This is a genomic window from Streptomyces sp. CB03238 (assembly GCF_002099185.1).
Classification (GTDB): Bacteria; Actinomycetota; Actinomycetes; order Streptomycetales; family Streptomycetaceae; genus Streptomyces.
Window position 1 is genome coordinate 145811 of record NZ_NBCN01000006.1, and the last position, 16824, is coordinate 162634.

The window sequence follows — 16824 nt, forward strand, 5'->3', positions numbered from 1 at the left end:
GATGAAGGCCCGCGTCGCCCCCGCCGCCACCGCCGCACCGGCCGCCCCTGCCGCCCACGCCACTCCGGCGGGGACCGCGGCCACCGCGGCCACCGCGGCCACCGGCAGCCGCCGTACTGGTGGCCGCGCCCGTACCGGCGCCGCCGCCGTCCTCCTGACCCCCTTCTTCGTCCTGTTCACCGCGGTGATGGTGGTGCCGATCGGATACGCGGTCTGGCTCAGCCTGTTCACCGAGAAGCAGTCGGGGCTGGGCTTCGGCGGCACCGAGACCGTCTTCAGCGGCCTCGACAACTACCTGGCGGCGCTGGGCGACCGGGCCTTCCGCGAGGGCTTCGGCGTCCTGCTCGGATACTGCCTGTTCTACATTCCGCTGCTGCTCGCCGGGGCCCTCGGCCTCGCCCTGCTGCTCGACTCGGCGCTCGCCCGCGCCCGCCGCTTCTTCCAGCTGGCGCTGTTCCTGCCGCACGCCGTGCCCGGCATCATCGCCGCGCTGATCTGGGTGTACCTCTACACGCCCCAGCTCAGCCCGGTGGTGAAGGCCATGGAGTCGGGCGGCATCGGCTTCGACTTCTTCTCTCCCGAGGGCGCCCTCCCCTCCGTGGTCAACATCGCGCTGTGGGAATGGCTCGGCTACAACATGGTCATCTTCTACGCGGCCCTCCAGGCCATCGACCGCTCCGTTCTCGAAGCCGCGACGGTCGACGGGGCAGGTGCCTGGCGCACCGCGTTCAGCATCAAACTCCCGCTCATCCGGGCCTCCTTGGCGATGGTCGCGCTGTTCACCGTCATCGGCTCGCTCCAGCTGTTCACCGAGCCGCTCATCCTCAACAAGGGCACGGGCTCCGCCGTCACCTCCACCTGGACGCCGAACATGTACGCGTACACCGCGGCCTTCGACCGCAACGACTACGGACTCGCGGCCGCCGCATCCGTCCTCCTCGCGCTCACCGCCGCGCTCCTGTCCTTCGCCGTCACCCGCCTCACCGGCCGCCGGAAGCAGGACCGGAAGCAGGACCGGAAGGAGAAGCAGGCATGAGCGCGACCGTCACCACCACACCGCCCGCGCGCCCCACCGCCCCGGCAACAGTGAGCACCTCGTCCGCCCGCCGGCCGCCGAGCCGCTGGCTGTCCCAGACCGCAGTCAACGGCGCCCTGCTGCTGTCCGCCGCCTACATGCTCTTCCCCCTCGTCTGGCTCGTCACCGCCGCCACCAAGGACGCGGGCGGGCTGCTGGCCGGAAACGCCTTCTCCTTCGAGGGCTTCGACCTCGCCGGCAACCTCACCCGGCTCGCCGAGTACGGCGACGGGGTGTACTTCCGCTGGTACCTCAACAGCCTGCTGTACGCGGCCGGCGGGGCGCTGGCCTGCTCGCTGATCTGCGTCGCCGCGGGCTACGCCTTCGACAAGTACGAATTCCGGGGCAAGGAGAAGCTCTTCGGTGCCGTCCTGATGGGCGTGCTGGTCCCGACCACCGCGCTCGCCCTGCCCATGTACCTGCTCGCCAGCAGGACGGGCCTCGTCAATACCTACTGGGCCGTGCTCATCCCCGCCCTGGTCAACCCGTTCGGCGTCTACCTCGCCCGCGTCTTCAGCGCCGGATACATCCCGAACGAGGCCCTGGAAGCCGCCCGTATCGACGGGGCCGGCGAGCTGCGCGCCTTCTGGTCGATCGGGCTGCGCATGATCATGCCGGGCTTCGTGACCGTCTTCCTCTTCCAGTTCACCGCCATCTGGAACAACTTCTTCCTCCCCCTGGTGATGCTCTCGGACCAGCGGCTCTTCCCCCTGAGCCTCGGCCTGTACGCATGGAACAGCAACGCCCGCGCCGAACCCGACTTCTACCCCCTCGTCGTCACCGGCTCCCTGCTCGCCGTCGTCCCCCTGGTCGTCGCCTTCGTCTCGCTCCAGCGCCACTGGAAGGCCGGTCTGACCGCCGGCAGCGTCAAGTGAGGCCGCCGCCCGTGCCGCCGTTGAGGAGCTCAGGTCCCACCATGCACCACGCCACTGACAATCGGCCCTCCGAGCAGCGCCCCGCCGTCCTGCTGGCCATGGGCCCCGGCATCGCCGGGCGCCTGCTCACCGACGCCCACCGCGCCCGCCTCGCCGCCCTCGCGCGCACCGACCCGCACCTGGTCGCCCACGACCTGGCCACCCCCACGCCCCGCGTCGCCGTCGCGCTCGCCGAGGCGGAGGTGCTGTTCACCTGCTGGGGCGCGACCCCGCTCACCCCGGCCGTCCTGGACCGTGCCCCGCGCCTCCGCGCCGTCGTCCACGCCGCCGGGTCCGTCAAGCACCATGTCACCGACGCCTGCTGGGAGCGCGGCATCGCGGTGACCTCGGCGGCGGCGGCCAACGCCCTGCCCGTCGCCGAGTACACGCTCGCCACCATCCTGCTGGCCGGCAAGCGCGTCCTGCGCGCCGCGCGGCGGTACGCGGAGCTGCGCGCCGACCACGACTGGCTGAGCGAGCTGGCCGACAGCGGCAACCACCGCCGCACGGTCGGCATCGTGGGCGCGTCCCGCATCGGTCGCCGCGTGATCGAACTGCTGCGGCCCTTCGACGTACAGGTGCTGCTGTACGACCCGTACGTCACCCTCGACGAGGCCGCGGCGCTCGGCGCCGTCCCGGCCGGCCTGGACGAGCTGTGCGCCCGCTCCGACACCGTCTCCATCCACGCCCCGCAACTGCCGTCCACGCGCCATATGATCGGCGCCGGACAGCTGGCCCTCATGCCGGACGGGGCCACGCTCGTCAACACCTCGCGCGGCTCCCTGGTCGACGAGGCCGCCCTGCTCCCGCACCTCACCACGGGCCGTCTCCACGCCGTACTCGACGTCACCGACCCCGAACTCCCGCCGCCCGACTCCCCGCTCTACACCCTCCCCAACGTCCTGCTCACCCCGCACATCGCGGGCTCGCTCGGCAATGAGCTGCACCGCATGGCGGACCAGGCGCTGGACGAGCTGGAGCGGTACGTGAAGGGCGCGCCGTTCGAGGATCCGGTGCGGCCGTCGCAGCTGAGCCGCTCGGCCTAGCTCTGGGAAACGACCGAGGCCCGGTGCCCCCGCGACGGGGGCACCGGGCCTCGTAACGCTCAGGCAGGCGTCAGTGGGAGTGGCCGTGACCGTGGCCGTGGCCCGCGTCCGCCGGCTCCTCTTCCTTCTTCTCGACGACCAGGGTCTCGGTCGTGAGCAGCAGGGAGGCGATGGAGGCGGCGTTCTCCAGGGCCGAGCGGGTGACCTTGACCGGGTCGATGACGCCGGCCTTGACCAGGTCGCCGTACTCGCCGGTGGCGGCGTTGAAGCCCTGGCCCTTGTCGAGCTCGGACACCTTGGAGGTGATGACGTAGCCCTCGAGGCCCGCGTTCTCGGCGATCCAGCGCAGCGGCTCGACGGCGGCGCGGCGGACGACGGCGACACCGGTGGCCTCGTCGCCCTCCTTGCCGAGGTTGCCGTCCAGCACCTTGACGGCGTGGACGAGCGCGGAGCCACCACCGGAGACGATGCCCTCCTCGACCGCGGCGCGGGTCGCGGAGATGGCGTCCTCCAGGCGGTGCTTCTTCTCCTTCAGCTCCACCTCGGTGGCGGCGCCGACCTTGATCACGCACACGCCGCCGGCCAGCTTCGCGAGGCGCTCCTGGAGCTTCTCGCGGTCCCAGTCGGAGTCCGTGGTCTCGATCTCGGACTTGATCTGCGCGACGCGGCCGGCCACGTCCTCGGACTTGCCGCCGCCGTCGACGATCGTCGTGTCGTCCTTGGTGACGGTGACGCGGCGGGCGGTGCCCAGCACGTCCAGACCGGCCTGGTCGAGCTTGAGGCCGACCTCCTCGGCGATGACGGTGGCGCCGGTGAGGGCGGCCATGTCGCCGAGCATCGCCTTGCGGCGGTCGCCGAAGCCGGGGGCCTTGACCGCGACGGCGTTGAACGTGCCGCGGATCTTGTTGACGACCAGGGTCGACAGGGCCTCGCCCTCGACGTCCTCGGCGATGATCAGGAGCGGCTTGGAGGAGCCGGCCTGGATGACCTTCTCCAGCAGCGGGAGCAGGTCGGTGATCGCGGCGATCTTGCCCTGGTGGATCAGGATGTACGGGTCGTCGAGGACGGCCTCCATACGCTCCTGGTCGCTGACCATGTACGGGGACAGGTAGCCCTTGTCGAAGGCCATGCCCTCGGTGAAGTCCAGCTCCAGGCCGAAGGTGTTGGACTCCTCGACGGTGATGACACCGTCCTTGCCGACCTTGTCCATCGCCTCGGCGATGAGCTCGCCGACCTGCTGGTCCTGCGCGGAGAGCGCGGCCACGGCGGCGATGTCGGCCTTGTCGTCGATCGGGCGGGCCGAGGCGAGCAGCTCGTCCGAGACGGCCTTGACCGCGGCGTCGATGCCCTTCTTCAGGGCGGCCGGGGAGGCGCCCGCGGCGACGTTGCGCAGACCCTCGCGGACCAGCGCCTGGGCCAGGACGGTGGCGGTGGTGGTGCCGTCACCCGCGATGTCGTTGGTCTTGGTCGCCACCTCCTTCACCAGCTGGGCGCCGAGGTTCTCGTACGGGTCCTCGATCTCGACCTCGCGGGCGATCGTGACACCGTCGTTGGTGATGGTCGGTGCGCCGAACTTCTTGTCGATGACGACGTTGCGGCCCTTGGGGCCGATCGTCACCTTGACCGTGTCGGCAAGCTTGTTGACGCCGCGCTCAAGGGCGCGACGGGCGTCCTCGTCGAACTTCAGGATCTTCGCCATGGGAGCGATTCAGCCCTCTCGGAACTCTGGTTGACGAACCGCGCCCCTCGCCGCCCGGCAATGTGTCATCAGCGGGGGCCAGGGGCGCAGCTCAAAGCAATCTTGCTCGGGTGACTTACTTCTCGACGATCGCGAGCACGTCGCGAGCCGAGAGGACGAGGTACTCCTCGCCGCTGTACTTCACCTCGGTGCCGCCGTACTTGCTGTACAGCACGATGTCGCCGGTCTTGACGTCGAGCGGCAGGCGCTCGCCGTTCTCGAAGCGGCCCGGGCCCACGGCCAGGACGACGCCCTCCTGGGGCTTCTCCTTGGCGGTGTCCGGGATGACCAGGCCAGAGGCCGTGGTCTGCTCGGCGTCGAGCGGCTGGACCACGATGCGGTCCTCGAGCGGCTTGATGGCAACCTTGGAGCTGGTGGTCGTCACGATCCGACCTCCCCCTTCGGAGATCTCACGGGGTTAACTGTCTGAGGTGGCGACCAGGTGGATCCGTCGTCGCGGGTGCCGGACCTGCCCGTCGCTGTGTTGGCACTCTCCGGTGGGGAGTGCCAGAGCCGAGACTATGACCGCGATTAGCACTCGGTCAAGCGGAGTGCCAATTCACCGCCCGGTCGTGGCGTGATAGCGGCCGTACGGGCGGCTCATACGTAGTCCTCCAGCCTGGCCACCGCGTACCCCTTGGCCGTGACGACGTCCATCACCTGCCGGATCATGTCCGGCATGGAGCCGTTCCAGTCCTCCCTGCCCCGGAAGTGGGTGAGGATGATGTCACCGGGATGCAGGTCCCGGTCCCACTCGCGCCACTCCATATGGTCGGGAAAAGCTTCGGCCGCCCATAGGGGCACGGCTCTGACGCCGCACGATTGCGCGGCGCGGAGGGTGTCGGCGTTGTAGTTGCCGTAGGGCGGGCGGAAGAGCGGCGGCCGCTTGCCGAACCGCTTCTCGATGGTGTCCTGCTGCCCGCAGATCTCGCGCTTCTGCTCCGCGTACGAAAGGGCGGGCATGTAGCGGTGGTTGAGGGTGTGGTTGTGCAGGGCCACGCCCTTGTCCTGCATCCGCTTGAAGTAGCCGTAGTCCTCCTTGACCAGGTAGTCACTGAGGAAGGCGCTGTAGGGGATGTCCAGTTCGTCCATCATCCTCAGCAGCTCGGGGTCCTTTTCGGCGCCGTCGTCGATCGTCAGGAACACGATGCGTTCCGTGGTCGGGACGGTGGTGAAGACGGGCGGGAGGGTGGGGTCGCCGACCCCGAAGCCCTTGCGGAAGGTGAGGTGCGGCTTGTCGGCCGCCGCGGGGGGCGGAGGGGCAGCCAGAGGGGCGGCTTTGAGGCCCCACTTCCTGGCGGCGAGGGCGCGGGCGGCCTGGGCGCGCCTGATCTTCTCCACGTACGCGGTGAGGGCGCCGGCCGCGTCGCGCGGCTGCTGGGGCTGCTGGCCTGCGGCGGGCTCGACCGTGCCGCCGCCCGCCGCAGGACCCGCTCCCGGCCCCGCTCCCACGCCACGGGTGCCGGTTTCCGCCGCACAGGCGGAACCGAGCGCCGCGACGACCAGGGCGGCGAGCAGAACACGTGCCCGCTTGCTTACTGTTTGACCTTTTTGTCGTACTAGCTGCATGGCGCCGCATCCTGTCAGCGCGCCGCCCCGACCACCGGCCGACACCGCCGCCTGACGCGCACCATCCCCCGCCTGGCCCACAATGGGCCGGGTGACCGATCTCGCCGCCTTCTCCGCGCTCCTCACCGACGAGGGCCAGACCCTGCTCACCGCCCTGCGCGACTACACCCCCTCCCAGGAGCTGGCGGTCGCCTCCCGGCTGCGCCGCGAGCACCCCGCCGACCTGGTCACGGCGGCGATCACGCATGCCCGGCTGCGGCAGCGGGCGGTGGCGAAGTTCGGCGAGCAGGACGCGCACCGGATGTACTTCACGCCCGGCGGCGTCGAACAGTCCACCCGCAGGACGGTCGCCGAGCACCGCGCCGCCGCCTTCGCCCGCCTCGGCGTACGCAGCGTCGCCGACCTGTGCAGCGGGATCGGCGGCGACGCGATCGCGCTCGCCCGCGCCGGCATCCGGGTCCTCGCCGTCGACCGCGACCCGCTGACGGCCGAGGCCGCCCGCGCGAACGCCGCCGCGCTGGGCCTCGCCGACCTGATCGAGGTGCGCTGTACGGACGTCACGGAGGTCGACACCTCCCCGTACGACGCGGTCTTCGTCGACCCGGCACGGCGCGGCGGCAGGGGGCGCGTGTTCGACCCGGAGGCGTACTCCCCGCCCCTCTCCTGGGCGATCGACGCGGCCCGCAAGGCCCCGCACGCCGCGCTGAAGATCGCCCCCGGCATCCCGCACGAGACGATCCCGCCGGAGGCCGAGGCTGAGTGGGTCTCCGACGGCGGCGATGTGAAGGAGGCGGTGCTGTGGTTCGGCACCCGTCCCGGCACGATCACCGCGACCCTCCTGCCCGGCCCGCACACCCTCACCGGCCGGGGCCTGCCCAACCCGCCCGTCCGCCCCGTCGGCCGCTTCCTGTACGAGCCGGACGGCGCCGTCATCCGCGCGCACCTGGTCGCGGAGGTCGCCGAGGAGCTCGGCGGCGGCCTGGTCGACGAGACGATCGCGTACATCACGGCGGCCGAGCCGCGCCCCACCCCGTACGCCACCGCGTACGAGATCACCGACGAGCTGCCCTTCAACCTCAAGAAGCTGAAGGCCCTGCTGCGCGAACGGGAAGTGGGCACCCTGACGGTGAAGAAGCGCGGCTCGGCGGTCGAACCGGAGGAACTGCGCCGCAAGCTCAAGCCCAAGGGCCCGAACGCGGCCACGGTGTTCCTGACCCGCGTGGCGGGGGCGCCGACGATGCTGCTCGGCCGGCCGGCCGGTGCGGTAGGGCGGTAGGGCGGTAGGGCGGTAGGGCGGTAGGGCGGTCACGACGATGGCACTGCACCCCGAGGGGATATTCACCAGCGGCCCGCTCTTCCAGCTGGTCGGTCTGGCCGCCGGCCCCGGCGATGCGCTGGAGTGGGAAGTCCTGCGACTCAACCGGATCCTGCTGACCGAGCACTGGGACCCGCGCTGGCGCCACCCCTTGCAGCCGCTCGCCTCGCAACTCGACTACATGGCGGTGACGTTCACCGACGCCTTCTTCGACAGCTGCCCGCCGGCCGCGCGCGCCGTGTGGACCGCCGCCGCCGGCGACAGGACCGTACCCGCGTTCATGACGGATCTGGCCCTGCTGCTGCGCCTCGCCGACCGCGAGGGCGAGCCGGACTACGACGCGGTGCCCCTGGCCAGGTGGGAGGCGGAGGCCAGGTTCCCGCTGCTGCGGGACCTGGACCTGTGGGCCTACCTCGGCGAGCACGACTCGTTCGACAGCGCCTTCCAGGAACGCATCGACGGCGAACACCCGTTGTGCGACCGCGAGCTCGTCCCGATCGTCACCCAGGCCCTGCAGGCCCTCGCGCTGTGCGAGCGGTCCACGGCCTTCACCACCGCCTTCCACGCGTACGCCCCCGCCGCCGCCCCGGCCACCCTGGAGGTCGTCGTCGAACTCGGCCAGGCGCACATGGCCGAGCACCACCGCACCAGGCCGGCCTGAGGCGGGCCGCTCACGTCCCGTGCGACTCGAAACGCCAGCGGTGCACCGGGCGGGTGACCAGGTCGGCGGACGGTTCGGCGAGTTCGGGGAGGTCCGCGTCCAAGGGGGCGTTCCACCAGGTCAGGACCAGGACCCGGTCGCCCGGGGCCGTGAAGGTCTCGCGGCGGAGCGGCGGGGTGGGGAGGCGTTGCGCGCGGGCCCAGGCGAGGAGTTCGGCGCCCCGGCCGTCCGCCGCGCGGGCCTCCCACATCAGGGTGACCACCGTCATGAGTAGAGGTTGTCCTTGCTGATCTCGTGGACGTGGTCGTGGTCGTGGTTGCCCGGCACATGAGGGTCGGTGACCGGGAGGGACGAGTCCGCCGACAGCTCCAGGTCCGAGGCCGGCCGGTTGCGGGCCACCATCTCGGCGCCCAGCGCCGCGACCATCGCGCCGTTGTCCGTGCACAGCCCGGGGCGCGGCACGCGCAGCCGGATGCCGGCGCGTTCGCACCGCTCCCCCGCCAGTGCCCGCAGCCGCGAGTTGGCGGCCACGCCGCCGCCGATCATCAGGTGGTCGACGCCCTGGTCCTTGCAGGCCCGTACGGCCTTGCGGGTCAGGACGTCGACGACCGCCTCCTGGAAGGACGCCGCCACGTCCCGTACCGGAACCTCCTCGCCCGCCGCGCGCTTGGCCTCGATCCAGCGGGCGACCGAGGTCTTCAGCCCGGAGAAGGAGAAGTCGTACGCCGGGTCCCGCGGCCCGCTCAGCCCGCGCGGGAACGCGATCGCGTCCGGGTTCCCCTCCTTCGCCAGCCGGTCGATCACCGGCCCGCCCGGAAACCCCAGGTCCAGCACGCGGGCGATCTTGTCGAACGCCTCGCCCGCCGCGTCGTCGATCGTCGCGCCCATCGGCCGTACATCGGAGGTGATGTCCGGGGCGAGCAGCAGCGACGAATGGCCGCCGGACACCAGCAGCGCCATCGTCGGCTCGGGCAGCGGCCCGTGCTCCAGCTGGTCGACGCAGATGTGCGAGGCGAGGTGGTTCACGCCGTACAGCGGCTTGTTCAGCGCGTACGCGTACGCCTTCGCCGCCGAGACGCCGACGAGCAGCGCGCCCGCGAGGCCCGGGCCGGCGGTGACGGCGATGCCGTCCAGGTCGCGGGCGGAGACGCCGGCCTGCTTCAGGGCGCGTTCGATGGTGGGGACCATCGCCTCCAGGTGCGCACGGGACGCGATCTCGGGCACGACGCCGCCGTACCGGGCATGCGTGTCCACGCTCGACGCGACGGCGTCCGCGAGCAGGGTCGTGCCGCGGACGATGCCGACGCCGGTCTCGTCGCAGGAGGTCTCGATGCCGAGGACGAGGGGTTCGTCAGCCATGACTCTCAGTTCCTTGTACGTTGTGTACGTTCAGGCGCATGACGAGCGCGTCGATGTTGCCCGGCTGGTAGTAGCCGCGGCGGAAGCCGATCGGTTCGAAGCCGAAGCGCTCGTACAGCTTCTGGGCGCGGGTGTTGTCCACGCGCACCTCGAGCAGGACCTCGTCGCACTCGAAGGCGGTGGCGTGCTGGAGCAGGTCCGTCAGCAGCCGGGCGCCGAGCCCGGTGCCCCACTGGTCGCGGGCGACGGCGATGGTCTGTACGTCGCCGAGTCCGCCGGCCGCCGCGAGCCCCGCGTACCCCACCAGCCGGCCATCGGCTTCGGCGACGACATAGCGGCGAGTGGCGTGCGGGCCGCGCGCGTGGGCGAGCTCGGACCAGAACATGCCCTCCGACCAGGCGTCGTCGGGGAACAGCTCCCGTTCCAGCTCCAGCACCGGCGCGATGTCCCACCAGCGCATCTCGCGAAGCACCGCGGTCACGTCGGTCACTTCGGGGTGACCACCTTGTAGTTCTTCGGCACCTGGGCGTCGGGGCGGCGCAGGTACAGCGGCCGCGGGTCGAGGAAGTCCGCGCCCGCCTTCAGCCGCTCGGCCGCCAGCGCGGCGAGCGCGGCCGCCGACTGGTGCTCGGGGTCGCGGGCGTCCGGGAACACCTCGCCGTACAGCCGCGCGCCCGCGCCGACCGCCGGGAGGCCGGCGACCTGTCCGGCGATGTCGGCGGGCCGGTCGACGGCGGGGCCGGTCGCGCGCGTACGGCAGTTGTCGTACCGCGCCCAGTAGACCTCCTTGCGGCGCGCGTCCGACGCCACGACGAACGGCTCGTCGAGCCCGGAGGCGTACGCGAGTCCGTCGAGGGTGCACAGGCCGTGCACCGGTACGCCGCCGAGCGCCGACGCGAAGGTGGCCGCGGTCACCAGCCCGACCCTGAGTCCGGTGTACGGGCCGGGCCCGACGCCCACGACGATGCCGGTCACGGCGTCGAGCTTCAGCCCGGCCTCGTGGAAGACCCGGTGGACGGCAGGCAGCAGCAGCTCCCCGTGGCGGCGGGCGTCCACCTGGGTGGACTCGGAGAGGACGGAGTCCCCGTCATGGAGGGCGACGGTGACGGCGGGTGTGGCGGTATCCATGGCGAGCAAGAGCACGCAAACAGCCTACGGCTCCGTGGCGGCGGGCACGGCGCCACGGTCCACGCGCGCGTTCCTGCTACGGTCACACCGCATACGTACGTGGGAGAGGTGGGCAGCAGCGTGGCAAGGAGCAGCTCGGGATTCGTGGCCGGGCTCACCGCGGCGGCCGTGGCCGCGGTCGCCTTCCTCGCCTACCAGGCGTCGGCCAACGTCCCCGCCGACCTGTCGGACACGTCTCCCGCCCCGGCCGCCTCGCCGTCGGCCCCGGCGCCGGGCGGCGTGCCGAAGCAGCCGGCCGACCCCGCGCTCGCACTGCCGAAGCAGTCGGGCACGGGTGTACGGGTGGTGTACTCGCTCGGCGAGCGGCGGGTGTGGCTGGTGGGCGAGCAGGACACGGTGACGCGCACGTTCCCGGTGATGCCGAGCACGGTCAACCCGGCCCCGGGCACGTACGCCGTGACGTCCCGCTCCGGCACGGTGCCCGGCTCCGACGGCGTCCAGATCGAGCACGTCGTGCGGTTCACGAGCGTCGACGGCGTGACGATCGGCTTCAGCGCGGCGGTCGACGGCTCGATGGCGAGCCCGGACCCGACGCGCCGGACGGGCGGGATCCGCATGCAGCGGGTGGACGGGAACGCGATGTGGACGTTCGCGACGGTCAACTCGAAGGTCGTCGTCGTCCCCTGACCGACTGACCCCACCCCGCGGCGCCCCAGCCCCGGAGCGCCGCCCTGACTGGCTCGCCAGCCCGTGAGCCCCTGGGCGCAGCCCCGGCTCGGCCACCCCGCCCCATGCCCGCGACCCCGGCACCCTGCGGCCCCTGGGCGTACGCGACCCTGGGCGCCTCGGACTCACGCCATCCGGGCGGGCGCACAGCCCCGGACGCGGTACGCGCCCTTCGGCGGCGCGCGGCCGTGGGCGGCACGCAGCCCGGACGCGGTACGCGCCTCTCGGGCGGTACGGCGGCCGGACGTGGCACGCGGCCTTGGGCCCCACGCGGCCTTGGTGCACGCAGGCGTGGGCGGCACGCAGGCGTGGGCGGCACGCGGTCCCGGGCCCTCACCCAGCCCCCGCGCCACTGAGCCCTGGGCGGGCACGTGGCGTGGGGTGTCACGCAGCCCGGTGCGGCACGGCGCCCTGGGGGTGCGCGACAGGCAGCGGGACCGCGCACGCGGGTACATGCGGGGGCTTACACAGGCGGTACGGCGCCGTGACGGGCGCCGGCCTCACGCGGAGCGACCTGCGCGGGTACGCCACGCCCCGGCCGCGGCGTAAGCGGGTGCGCCGCGCGCGCCGCTCGGCGCACCGACGCGCCCCCTACGCCGCCCTGCGCCGTTCCGGCGCCGGCTCGCGCGGGGCGCGGACGTCGCGTACGTCCCGCGAGCCGTCCTCGTCCCGCACGTCGTCGTCAGCGGCGGCGGCATCGGCCCGGGGTGGTGTGGAGACGGCGCTGGCCGCCGCGCACGAGGCCAGCAGATCGCGCATCGACACATCCTGCTGCTTCGACGTCGGCATGGTCGCCTCCTCGGGCTCCGGGGGCAGGCGTAGTTAGGTAGACCTAACCAGGTCCTGGTATCCATGTGACCACGCCTCGGAGGTACGGCGCAACATTATGCCGACGTCTTGTCGGAAAGTACGGCGCGCGGTGGTCCGGCGGTCACCCCAGCGCCAGGTCCACGCCCGCCCAGCGCGCCCCGTACCCCGTCAGCGTCACGACCCGCCGCTCGTCGTCCGTGGAGCCGACGACCCGGTGGATGACCACGTGCAGCCGGTCCTCCGTGAGGTCCTCCACCTTGCCCTCGCCCCACTCCACGACCACCACCGAGTCGGGCAGCGACACGTCGAGGTCGAGGTCCTCCATCTCGTCGAGCCCGCCGCCCAGGCGGTAGGCGTCGACGTGGACGAGCGCGGGGCCGCCCACCAGCGACGGGTGGACGCGGGCGATGACGAACGTGGGGGACGTCACCGCGCCGCGCACCCCCAGGCCCTCGCCGAGCCCGCGCGTCAGTGTCGTCTTGCCGGCGCCGAGCTCGCCGGTGAGCATGACGAGGTCACCGGGGCGCAGCAGTTCGGCGAGCGTGCGGCCCAGCTCCTGCGTCTGCTCAGGTGCGTGGAGGGTGAATCGGGCGACGGGGCCGGCGGGCTCAGCCGCCGGGCTGTGCGGTGCTTCCATACGTGCCAACGTTAGTCGCTGACGGTACGGCGCCCACCCGTACCAGCAGGTCCGCGAGCCGGTCGGTGACCGCCTCCGGGTGCTCCAGCATCACCAGGTGCCCGCCGTCGGGCACTATGACCAGCTCGGCGTCCGGCAGCAGGTCGGCGATCGCCTCCGTGTGGGAGCTGGGCGTGACCAGGTCCTGGTCGCCGGCGAGCGCCAGCACCGGCACCTCGGCGAAGATGCTCAGCGCCTCCGCCTTGTCGTGCTCGGTGAACGCCGGGTAGAACTCGGCGACCACGTCGATGGGCGTCCCCTCGATCATCCGCTCGGCGAACCGGGCGACCGCCGGGTCCACGTCCTTCGACGAGAACGAATAGCGCTTGATGAGCCCCGCGAACAGATCCGCCGTGGCCCGGCGGCCCCGTTCCACCAGCTCCGCCTGCGAGCCCAGCGCCCGCAGCACACCCGGCAGCACCCGGCGTACGGCGTTCACGCCCGCGACCGGCAGCCCGTAGTTGACCTCGCCGAGGTTGCCGCACGACGTACCGACGAAGGCGACGCCGACGACCCGCTCGCGGATCAGCTCCGGGTACTGCTCGGCCAGCGCCATCACCGTCATGCCGCCCATCGAGTGCCCCACCAGCACCAGCGGCCCCTCGGGGGCGGCCGCGTCGACGACCGCCTTCAGGTCGCGGCCGAGCTGGTCGATGGAGACCGGCACCCGGTCGGGCCCGCGCTGGGCGGCGCCGCGCCCGGAACGGCCGTGGCTGCGCTGGTCCCAGTGGACCGTACGGACCAGCCCGCGCAGGGCGGCGCGCTGGAAGTGCCAGGAGTCCTGGTTGAGGCAGTAGCCGTGGCTGAAGACGACCGTGACGGGGGCGGGCTCCCGGCGCCCGAAGAGCCGGCGGCGGCGCGGCGCGCCGGACTCCGCCTCCACCTCGTCGACCTCGTAGTACAGCTCGGTGCCGTCGTCGGCCTCGGCCCGGCCCGGGGTGCCGCGCAGCGAGCCGTACGGGCCGGCGGCGTCCAGCGCGAGGCGCGCTTTGCGGCGCATGCCGCGCCCGACGGTGAGCCGTTCGAGGGCGACACCGGCCGCCGCGCCCGCCGCGATCACTCCTATCGCGGCCCCGGCGAAACCGGCGCGGCGCCAATTGCCGGCCGCGCCGGCCGCCGCGGAAATCGCTTCCGCCGCGTCCACCGAACTGGTCTCACTCACTACGGCTGCTCCTCTGGCTCCCGCTACTCGTTCAGGTAGACGCGTGGTACCCGCGAACCGATGCGCGTCACGATCTCGTACGCGATCGTGTCCGCGGCGCGTGCCCAGTCCTCGGCGGTCGGCTCACCGTCATCACCTGCCCCGAAGAGCACGGCTTGTGCACCGGGCTCGACGGCGTCCCCCTGGAGGTCGACGACGAACTGGTCCATCGCGACCCGCCCGGCCACCGTCCGCACCTTGCCGCCGACCAGCACCGGGCCGCGTCCGGACGCGTGGCGCGGGATGCCGTCGGCGTACCCGAGGGGGACGAGACCGAGGGTGGTGGCGCGCTCGGTGACGTAGTGGTGCCCGTAACTGACGCCGTGGCCGGGCGGTACGTCCTTGACGAGTGCGACGCTCCCCACCAGCCGCATGACGGGCCGCAGCCCGAAGCCGGCCGCGGTCCCGAGCTCCGGGCTGGGCGAGACGCCGTACATCGCGATGCCGGGCCGTACGAGGTCGAAGTACGTCTCCGGGAGGGTGAGCGTGGCCGGGGAGTTGGCCATGTGCCGCACCTCGGGCTCGACGCCCGCCTTCTCGGCGTACGTCAGCATCTCGTGGAACGTCTCCAGCTGGGCGCCGATGGAGGGGTGGCCTGGCTCGTCGGCGCACGCGAAGTGCGACCAGATGCCGGTGACGCGGAGGAGGCCCTGGGCCTGGGCCGTGAGGGCCTCGCCGACGAGCCGGGGCCAGTCGGCGGGCTGGCAGCCGTTGCGGCCGAGCCCGGTGTCGGCCTTGAGCTGGACGCGCGCCGGCTGTGCGGTCCGGCGCGCGGCCTCCTTGACCTCGTCCAGGGCCCACATGCCGCTCACGGTCATGTCCAGGCCGGCCCGGATGCCCTCGTCCCAGGGGTCCCCGGGGGTCCACAGCCAGCACAGGACGGGCGCGTCGATCCCGGCGGCCCGCAGCGCGAGCGCCTCGTGCGGCGTGGCGGTGCCGAGCCAGGTGGCCCCGGCCTCCAGCGCCGCCCGCGCGCAGGGCACGGCCCCGTGCCCGTACGCGTCGGCCTTCACGACGCCCATGACCTGAACGTCCGTCCCCACGCGCCCCCGCAGGGCACGCACATTGGCGCGCAACGCCCCGAGATCGATCTCGGCGCGGGCGCGAAGGGTCTGCGGTGTCTCACTCATCGCGCCCAGTCTCTCAGGTGCGCGTCCCGGTCCGGCCGCCCCAGGCTGTCGGCCCCATCACGCCCCCCGCACGTCCCGCCACGCCCCCGGGAGCGCCTCCGTGACGTCGTACGCCGCGATGGGGGCGTCGCGGGAGGCGCGGCGGGCTGCCAGGCCGTGGAGGTAGGCGGCGGCCGAGGCGGCGTCGCGCGCGGCGAGACCGGCGGCCAGCAGGGAGCCCGCGAGGCCCGACAGGACGTCGCCGCTGCCGGCGGTGGCGAGCCAGGGCGTGCCCGTGGGGTTGACGCGTACCGGGCCGTCGGCCGAGGCGACGAGGGTCGTCGAGCCTTTGAGCAGCACCGTCGCCCCGTAGCGTCCCGCCAGCTCCCGGACCGCCTCCAGGCGCCGCGACTCCACGTCCTCCCGGGCGGTGCCCAGGAGTGCCGCCGCCTCGCCCGCGTGCGGGGTGAGGACCGTGGGCGCCGGGCGGGAGCGCACCGCCGAGGGGTCGAGGTTCCGCAGTCCGTCGGCGTCCACCAGGACGGGGACGTCCGAGCCGAGGACGTCGTCCACGCCCGGCGTGTCGCCCAGGCCCGGGCCGATCACCCACGCCTGGACGCGCCCCGCCTTCCCGGGACGCCCCGCGTGCACCAGCGTCTCCGGGTGGCGCGCGAGCACCGCGTCGGCGGCCGGCCCGACGTACCGCACCGCCCCGGCGCCGCCCCGCAGCGCGCCCGACACCGCGAGGACCGCCGCACCGGGGTAGCGCGCCGAGCCGGCGACGACACCGACCACGCCGCGCCGGTACTTGTCGCTCTCCCCCAGCGGGACGGGCAGCAACCGCGCCACGTCCACGTGCTGGAGGGCCTCCACGTCCGGCGCCGAAGGGAGGGCGAGGCCGATGTCCACGAGCCGCAGCGCCCCGGCGTACTCCCGCGCCGGATCGATCAACAGCCCCGGCTTGTACGCCCCGAACGTCACCGTCGCGTCCGCCCGCACCGCCTCCCCGTGCACCTCCCCCGTGTCGGCGTCCACGCCGCTCGGCAGGTCGACGGCCACCACCACGGCACCGGAGTCCCGCGCCGCCCGCACCACGGGAACCGCCTCCGGCCGCAGCCCGCCGCGCCCGCCGATCCCGGTGATGCCGTCCAGGACGAGGTCGGCCCCGCCCAGGACGGCATACGGGTCCTCCACGACATGCCCGCCGGCCCCGGTCAGCGCCGCCAGCCCGCCCTCGTGGGCGCGCGAGCCGAGCTGCACCGCCGACACGCGCGCCCCTCGGCGCGCCAGCCGGGCGCCCGCGTACAGCGCGTCGCCCCCGTTGTCGCCGCTGCCGACGAGCAGCACCACCCGGGCGCCGTACACCCGGCCGAGCAGCCCGGCGCACGCGGCGGCCAGCCCCGCCGCCGCCCGCTGCATCAGCGCGCCGTCCGGCAGCGTCGCCATCAACGCGGCCTCGGCGGCCCGTACGGTCTCCACTCGGTAAGCGGTACGCAT

Annotated in this window: 18 protein-coding genes; 6 read left to right on the plus strand and 12 right to left on the minus strand. The window is 73.1% G+C overall.

The window, feature by feature from the left end; all coding sequences use genetic code 11:
* Position 1 precedes the first annotated feature (1 nt).
* The 3 genes from BKD26_RS11920 to BKD26_RS11930 are packed head-to-tail and all read left to right on the plus strand — an operon-like array spanning position 2 to position 3035.
* Positions 2-1036, plus strand: a complete 1035-nt coding sequence (locus tag BKD26_RS11920; RefSeq protein WP_241518610.1) for a sugar ABC transporter permease — start codon at positions 2-4, stop codon at positions 1034-1036.
* Entirely contained in the window at positions 1033-1950 is a 918-nt protein-coding gene (locus BKD26_RS11925) for a carbohydrate ABC transporter permease (RefSeq protein WP_179166511.1), read from the plus strand. The genes BKD26_RS11920 and BKD26_RS11925 overlap by 4 nt, the downstream gene beginning before the upstream one ends.
* A 41-nt stretch (positions 1951-1991) precedes the next feature.
* A complete protein-coding gene (locus BKD26_RS11930; protein ID WP_084897825.1) occupies positions 1992-3035 on the plus strand; it encodes a hydroxyacid dehydrogenase in 1044 nt (347 codons plus the stop codon).
* Between the two features lie 70 nt (positions 3036-3105).
* On the opposite strand, the gene groL is transcribed toward BKD26_RS11930, so the two are convergent.
* From groL to BKD26_RS11945, 3 genes are all read right to left on the minus strand, one after another.
* Positions 3106-4734: a chaperonin GroEL gene (gene groL / locus BKD26_RS11935; RefSeq protein ID WP_084897826.1), complete on the minus strand. Its 1629-nt coding sequence runs from the start codon at positions 4732-4734 to the stop codon at positions 3106-3108.
* 115 nt (positions 4735-4849) lie between these two features.
* Positions 4850-5158, minus strand: coding sequence for a co-chaperone GroES (gene groES / locus BKD26_RS11940; RefSeq protein WP_010471835.1), 309 nt, complete (start codon positions 5156-5158; stop codon positions 4850-4852).
* 215 nt (positions 5159-5373) lie between these two features.
* A complete protein-coding gene (locus tag BKD26_RS11945) occupies positions 5374-6342 on the minus strand; it encodes a polysaccharide deacetylase family protein (protein ID WP_084897827.1) in 969 nt (322 codons plus the stop codon).
* A 91-nt stretch (positions 6343-6433) separates the two neighbouring features.
* On the opposite strand from BKD26_RS11945, the gene BKD26_RS11950 reads away from it, so the two are divergent.
* The gene (locus tag BKD26_RS11950; RefSeq protein WP_084898011.1) at positions 6434-7618 is read left to right on the plus strand and encodes a class I SAM-dependent methyltransferase; all 1185 of its coding nucleotides are present in this window, start codon (positions 6434-6436) and stop codon (positions 7616-7618) included.
* A gap of 37 nt (positions 7619-7655) precedes the next feature.
* A complete protein-coding gene (locus BKD26_RS11955; RefSeq protein ID WP_084897828.1) occupies positions 7656-8318 on the plus strand; it encodes a hypothetical protein in 663 nt (220 codons plus the stop codon).
* A 10-nt stretch (positions 8319-8328) separates the two neighbouring features.
* On the opposite strand, the gene BKD26_RS11960 is transcribed toward BKD26_RS11955, so the two are convergent.
* The 4 genes from BKD26_RS11960 to tsaB are packed head-to-tail and all read right to left on the minus strand — an operon-like array spanning position 8329 to position 10820.
* A complete protein-coding gene (locus tag BKD26_RS11960; protein ID WP_084897829.1) occupies positions 8329-8586 on the minus strand; it encodes a hypothetical protein in 258 nt (85 codons plus the stop codon).
* Positions 8583-9677, minus strand: coding sequence for a tRNA (adenosine(37)-N6)-threonylcarbamoyltransferase complex transferase subunit TsaD (tsaD, locus tag BKD26_RS11965; protein ID WP_084897830.1), 1095 nt, complete (start codon positions 9675-9677; stop codon positions 8583-8585). Before tsaD ends, BKD26_RS11960 begins: the two co-directional genes overlap by 4 nt.
* Complete coding sequence (gene rimI / locus BKD26_RS11970) at positions 9670-10137, minus strand: ribosomal protein S18-alanine N-acetyltransferase (protein ID WP_084898012.1); 468 nt, start codon at positions 10135-10137, stop codon at positions 9670-9672. The genes tsaD and rimI overlap by 8 nt, the downstream gene beginning before the upstream one ends.
* A gap of 26 nt (positions 10138-10163) precedes the next feature.
* Positions 10164-10820: a tRNA (adenosine(37)-N6)-threonylcarbamoyltransferase complex dimerization subunit type 1 TsaB gene (gene tsaB, locus BKD26_RS11975; protein WP_084897831.1), complete on the minus strand. Its 657-nt coding sequence runs from the start codon at positions 10818-10820 to the stop codon at positions 10164-10166.
* Positions 10821-10925: 105 nt separating this feature from the next.
* Between tsaB and BKD26_RS11980 the strand changes: the two genes are divergently transcribed.
* The gene (locus BKD26_RS11980) at positions 10926-11492 is read left to right on the plus strand and encodes a hypothetical protein (RefSeq protein ID WP_241518611.1); all 567 of its coding nucleotides are present in this window, start codon (positions 10926-10928) and stop codon (positions 11490-11492) included.
* Between the two features lie 630 nt (positions 11493-12122).
* Here BKD26_RS11980 and BKD26_RS11985 read toward each other — a convergent pair.
* The 5 genes from BKD26_RS11985 to BKD26_RS12005 form a co-directional block, all read right to left on the minus strand.
* On the minus strand, positions 12123-12320 hold the full coding sequence (locus BKD26_RS11985; RefSeq protein WP_084897833.1) for a hypothetical protein: 198 nt from the start codon (positions 12318-12320) through the stop codon (positions 12123-12125).
* A gap of 142 nt (positions 12321-12462) precedes the next feature.
* On the minus strand, positions 12463-12978 hold the full coding sequence (tsaE, locus tag BKD26_RS11990; RefSeq protein WP_084897834.1) for a tRNA (adenosine(37)-N6)-threonylcarbamoyltransferase complex ATPase subunit type 1 TsaE: 516 nt from the start codon (positions 12976-12978) through the stop codon (positions 12463-12465).
* Positions 12950-14179, minus strand: coding sequence for an alpha/beta hydrolase (locus tag BKD26_RS11995; RefSeq protein WP_084897835.1), 1230 nt, complete (start codon positions 14177-14179; stop codon positions 12950-12952). Before BKD26_RS11995 ends, tsaE begins: the two co-directional genes overlap by 29 nt.
* 23 nt (positions 14180-14202) lie before the next feature.
* A complete protein-coding gene (gene alr, locus BKD26_RS12000) occupies positions 14203-15348 on the minus strand; it encodes an alanine racemase (protein ID WP_084897836.1) in 1146 nt (381 codons plus the stop codon).
* Positions 15349-15405: 57 nt separating this feature from the next.
* The gene (locus BKD26_RS12005; protein WP_084897837.1) at positions 15406-16824 is read right to left on the minus strand and encodes an NAD(P)H-hydrate dehydratase; all 1419 of its coding nucleotides are present in this window, start codon (positions 16822-16824) and stop codon (positions 15406-15408) included.

What these genes read in the sequence shown, in the direction of transcription:
- BKD26_RS11920 (WP_241518610.1), top strand. Translation starts at nt 2, where the DNA reads ATGAAGGCCCGCGTCGCCCCCGCCGCCACCGCCGCACCGGCCGCCCCT.
- BKD26_RS11925 (WP_179166511.1), top strand. Translation starts at nt 1,033, where the DNA reads ATGAGCGCGACCGTCACCACCACACCGCCCGCGCGCCCCACCGCCCCG.
- BKD26_RS11930 (WP_084897825.1), top strand. Translation starts at nt 1,992, where the DNA reads ATGCACCACGCCACTGACAATCGGCCCTCCGAGCAGCGCCCCGCCGTC.
- groL (WP_084897826.1), bottom strand. Translation starts at nt 4,734, where the DNA reads ATGGCGAAGATCCTGAAGTTCGACGAGGACGCCCGTCGCGCCCTTGAG.
- BKD26_RS11945 (WP_084897827.1), bottom strand. Translation starts at nt 6,342, where the DNA reads ATGCAGCTAGTACGACAAAAAGGTCAAACAGTAAGCAAGCGGGCACGT.
- BKD26_RS11955 (WP_084897828.1), top strand. Translation starts at nt 7,656, where the DNA reads ATGGCACTGCACCCCGAGGGGATATTCACCAGCGGCCCGCTCTTCCAG.
- BKD26_RS11960 (WP_084897829.1), bottom strand. Translation starts at nt 8,586, where the DNA reads ATGACGGTGGTCACCCTGATGTGGGAGGCCCGCGCGGCGGACGGCCGG.
- tsaD (WP_084897830.1), bottom strand. Translation starts at nt 9,677, where the DNA reads ATGGCTGACGAACCCCTCGTCCTCGGCATCGAGACCTCCTGCGACGAG.
- rimI (WP_084898012.1), bottom strand. Translation starts at nt 10,137, where the DNA reads ATGCGCTGGTGGGACATCGCGCCGGTGCTGGAGCTGGAACGGGAGCTG.
- BKD26_RS11985 (WP_084897833.1), bottom strand. Translation starts at nt 12,320, where the DNA reads ATGCCGACGTCGAAGCAGCAGGATGTGTCGATGCGCGATCTGCTGGCC.
- tsaE (WP_084897834.1), bottom strand. Translation starts at nt 12,978, where the DNA reads ATGGAAGCACCGCACAGCCCGGCGGCTGAGCCCGCCGGCCCCGTCGCC.
- alr (WP_084897836.1), bottom strand. Translation starts at nt 15,348, where the DNA reads ATGAGTGAGACACCGCAGACCCTTCGCGCCCGCGCCGAGATCGATCTC.
- BKD26_RS12005 (WP_084897837.1), bottom strand. Translation starts at nt 16,824, where the DNA reads ATGCGTACCGCTTACCGAGTGGAGACCGTACGGGCCGCCGAGGCCGCG.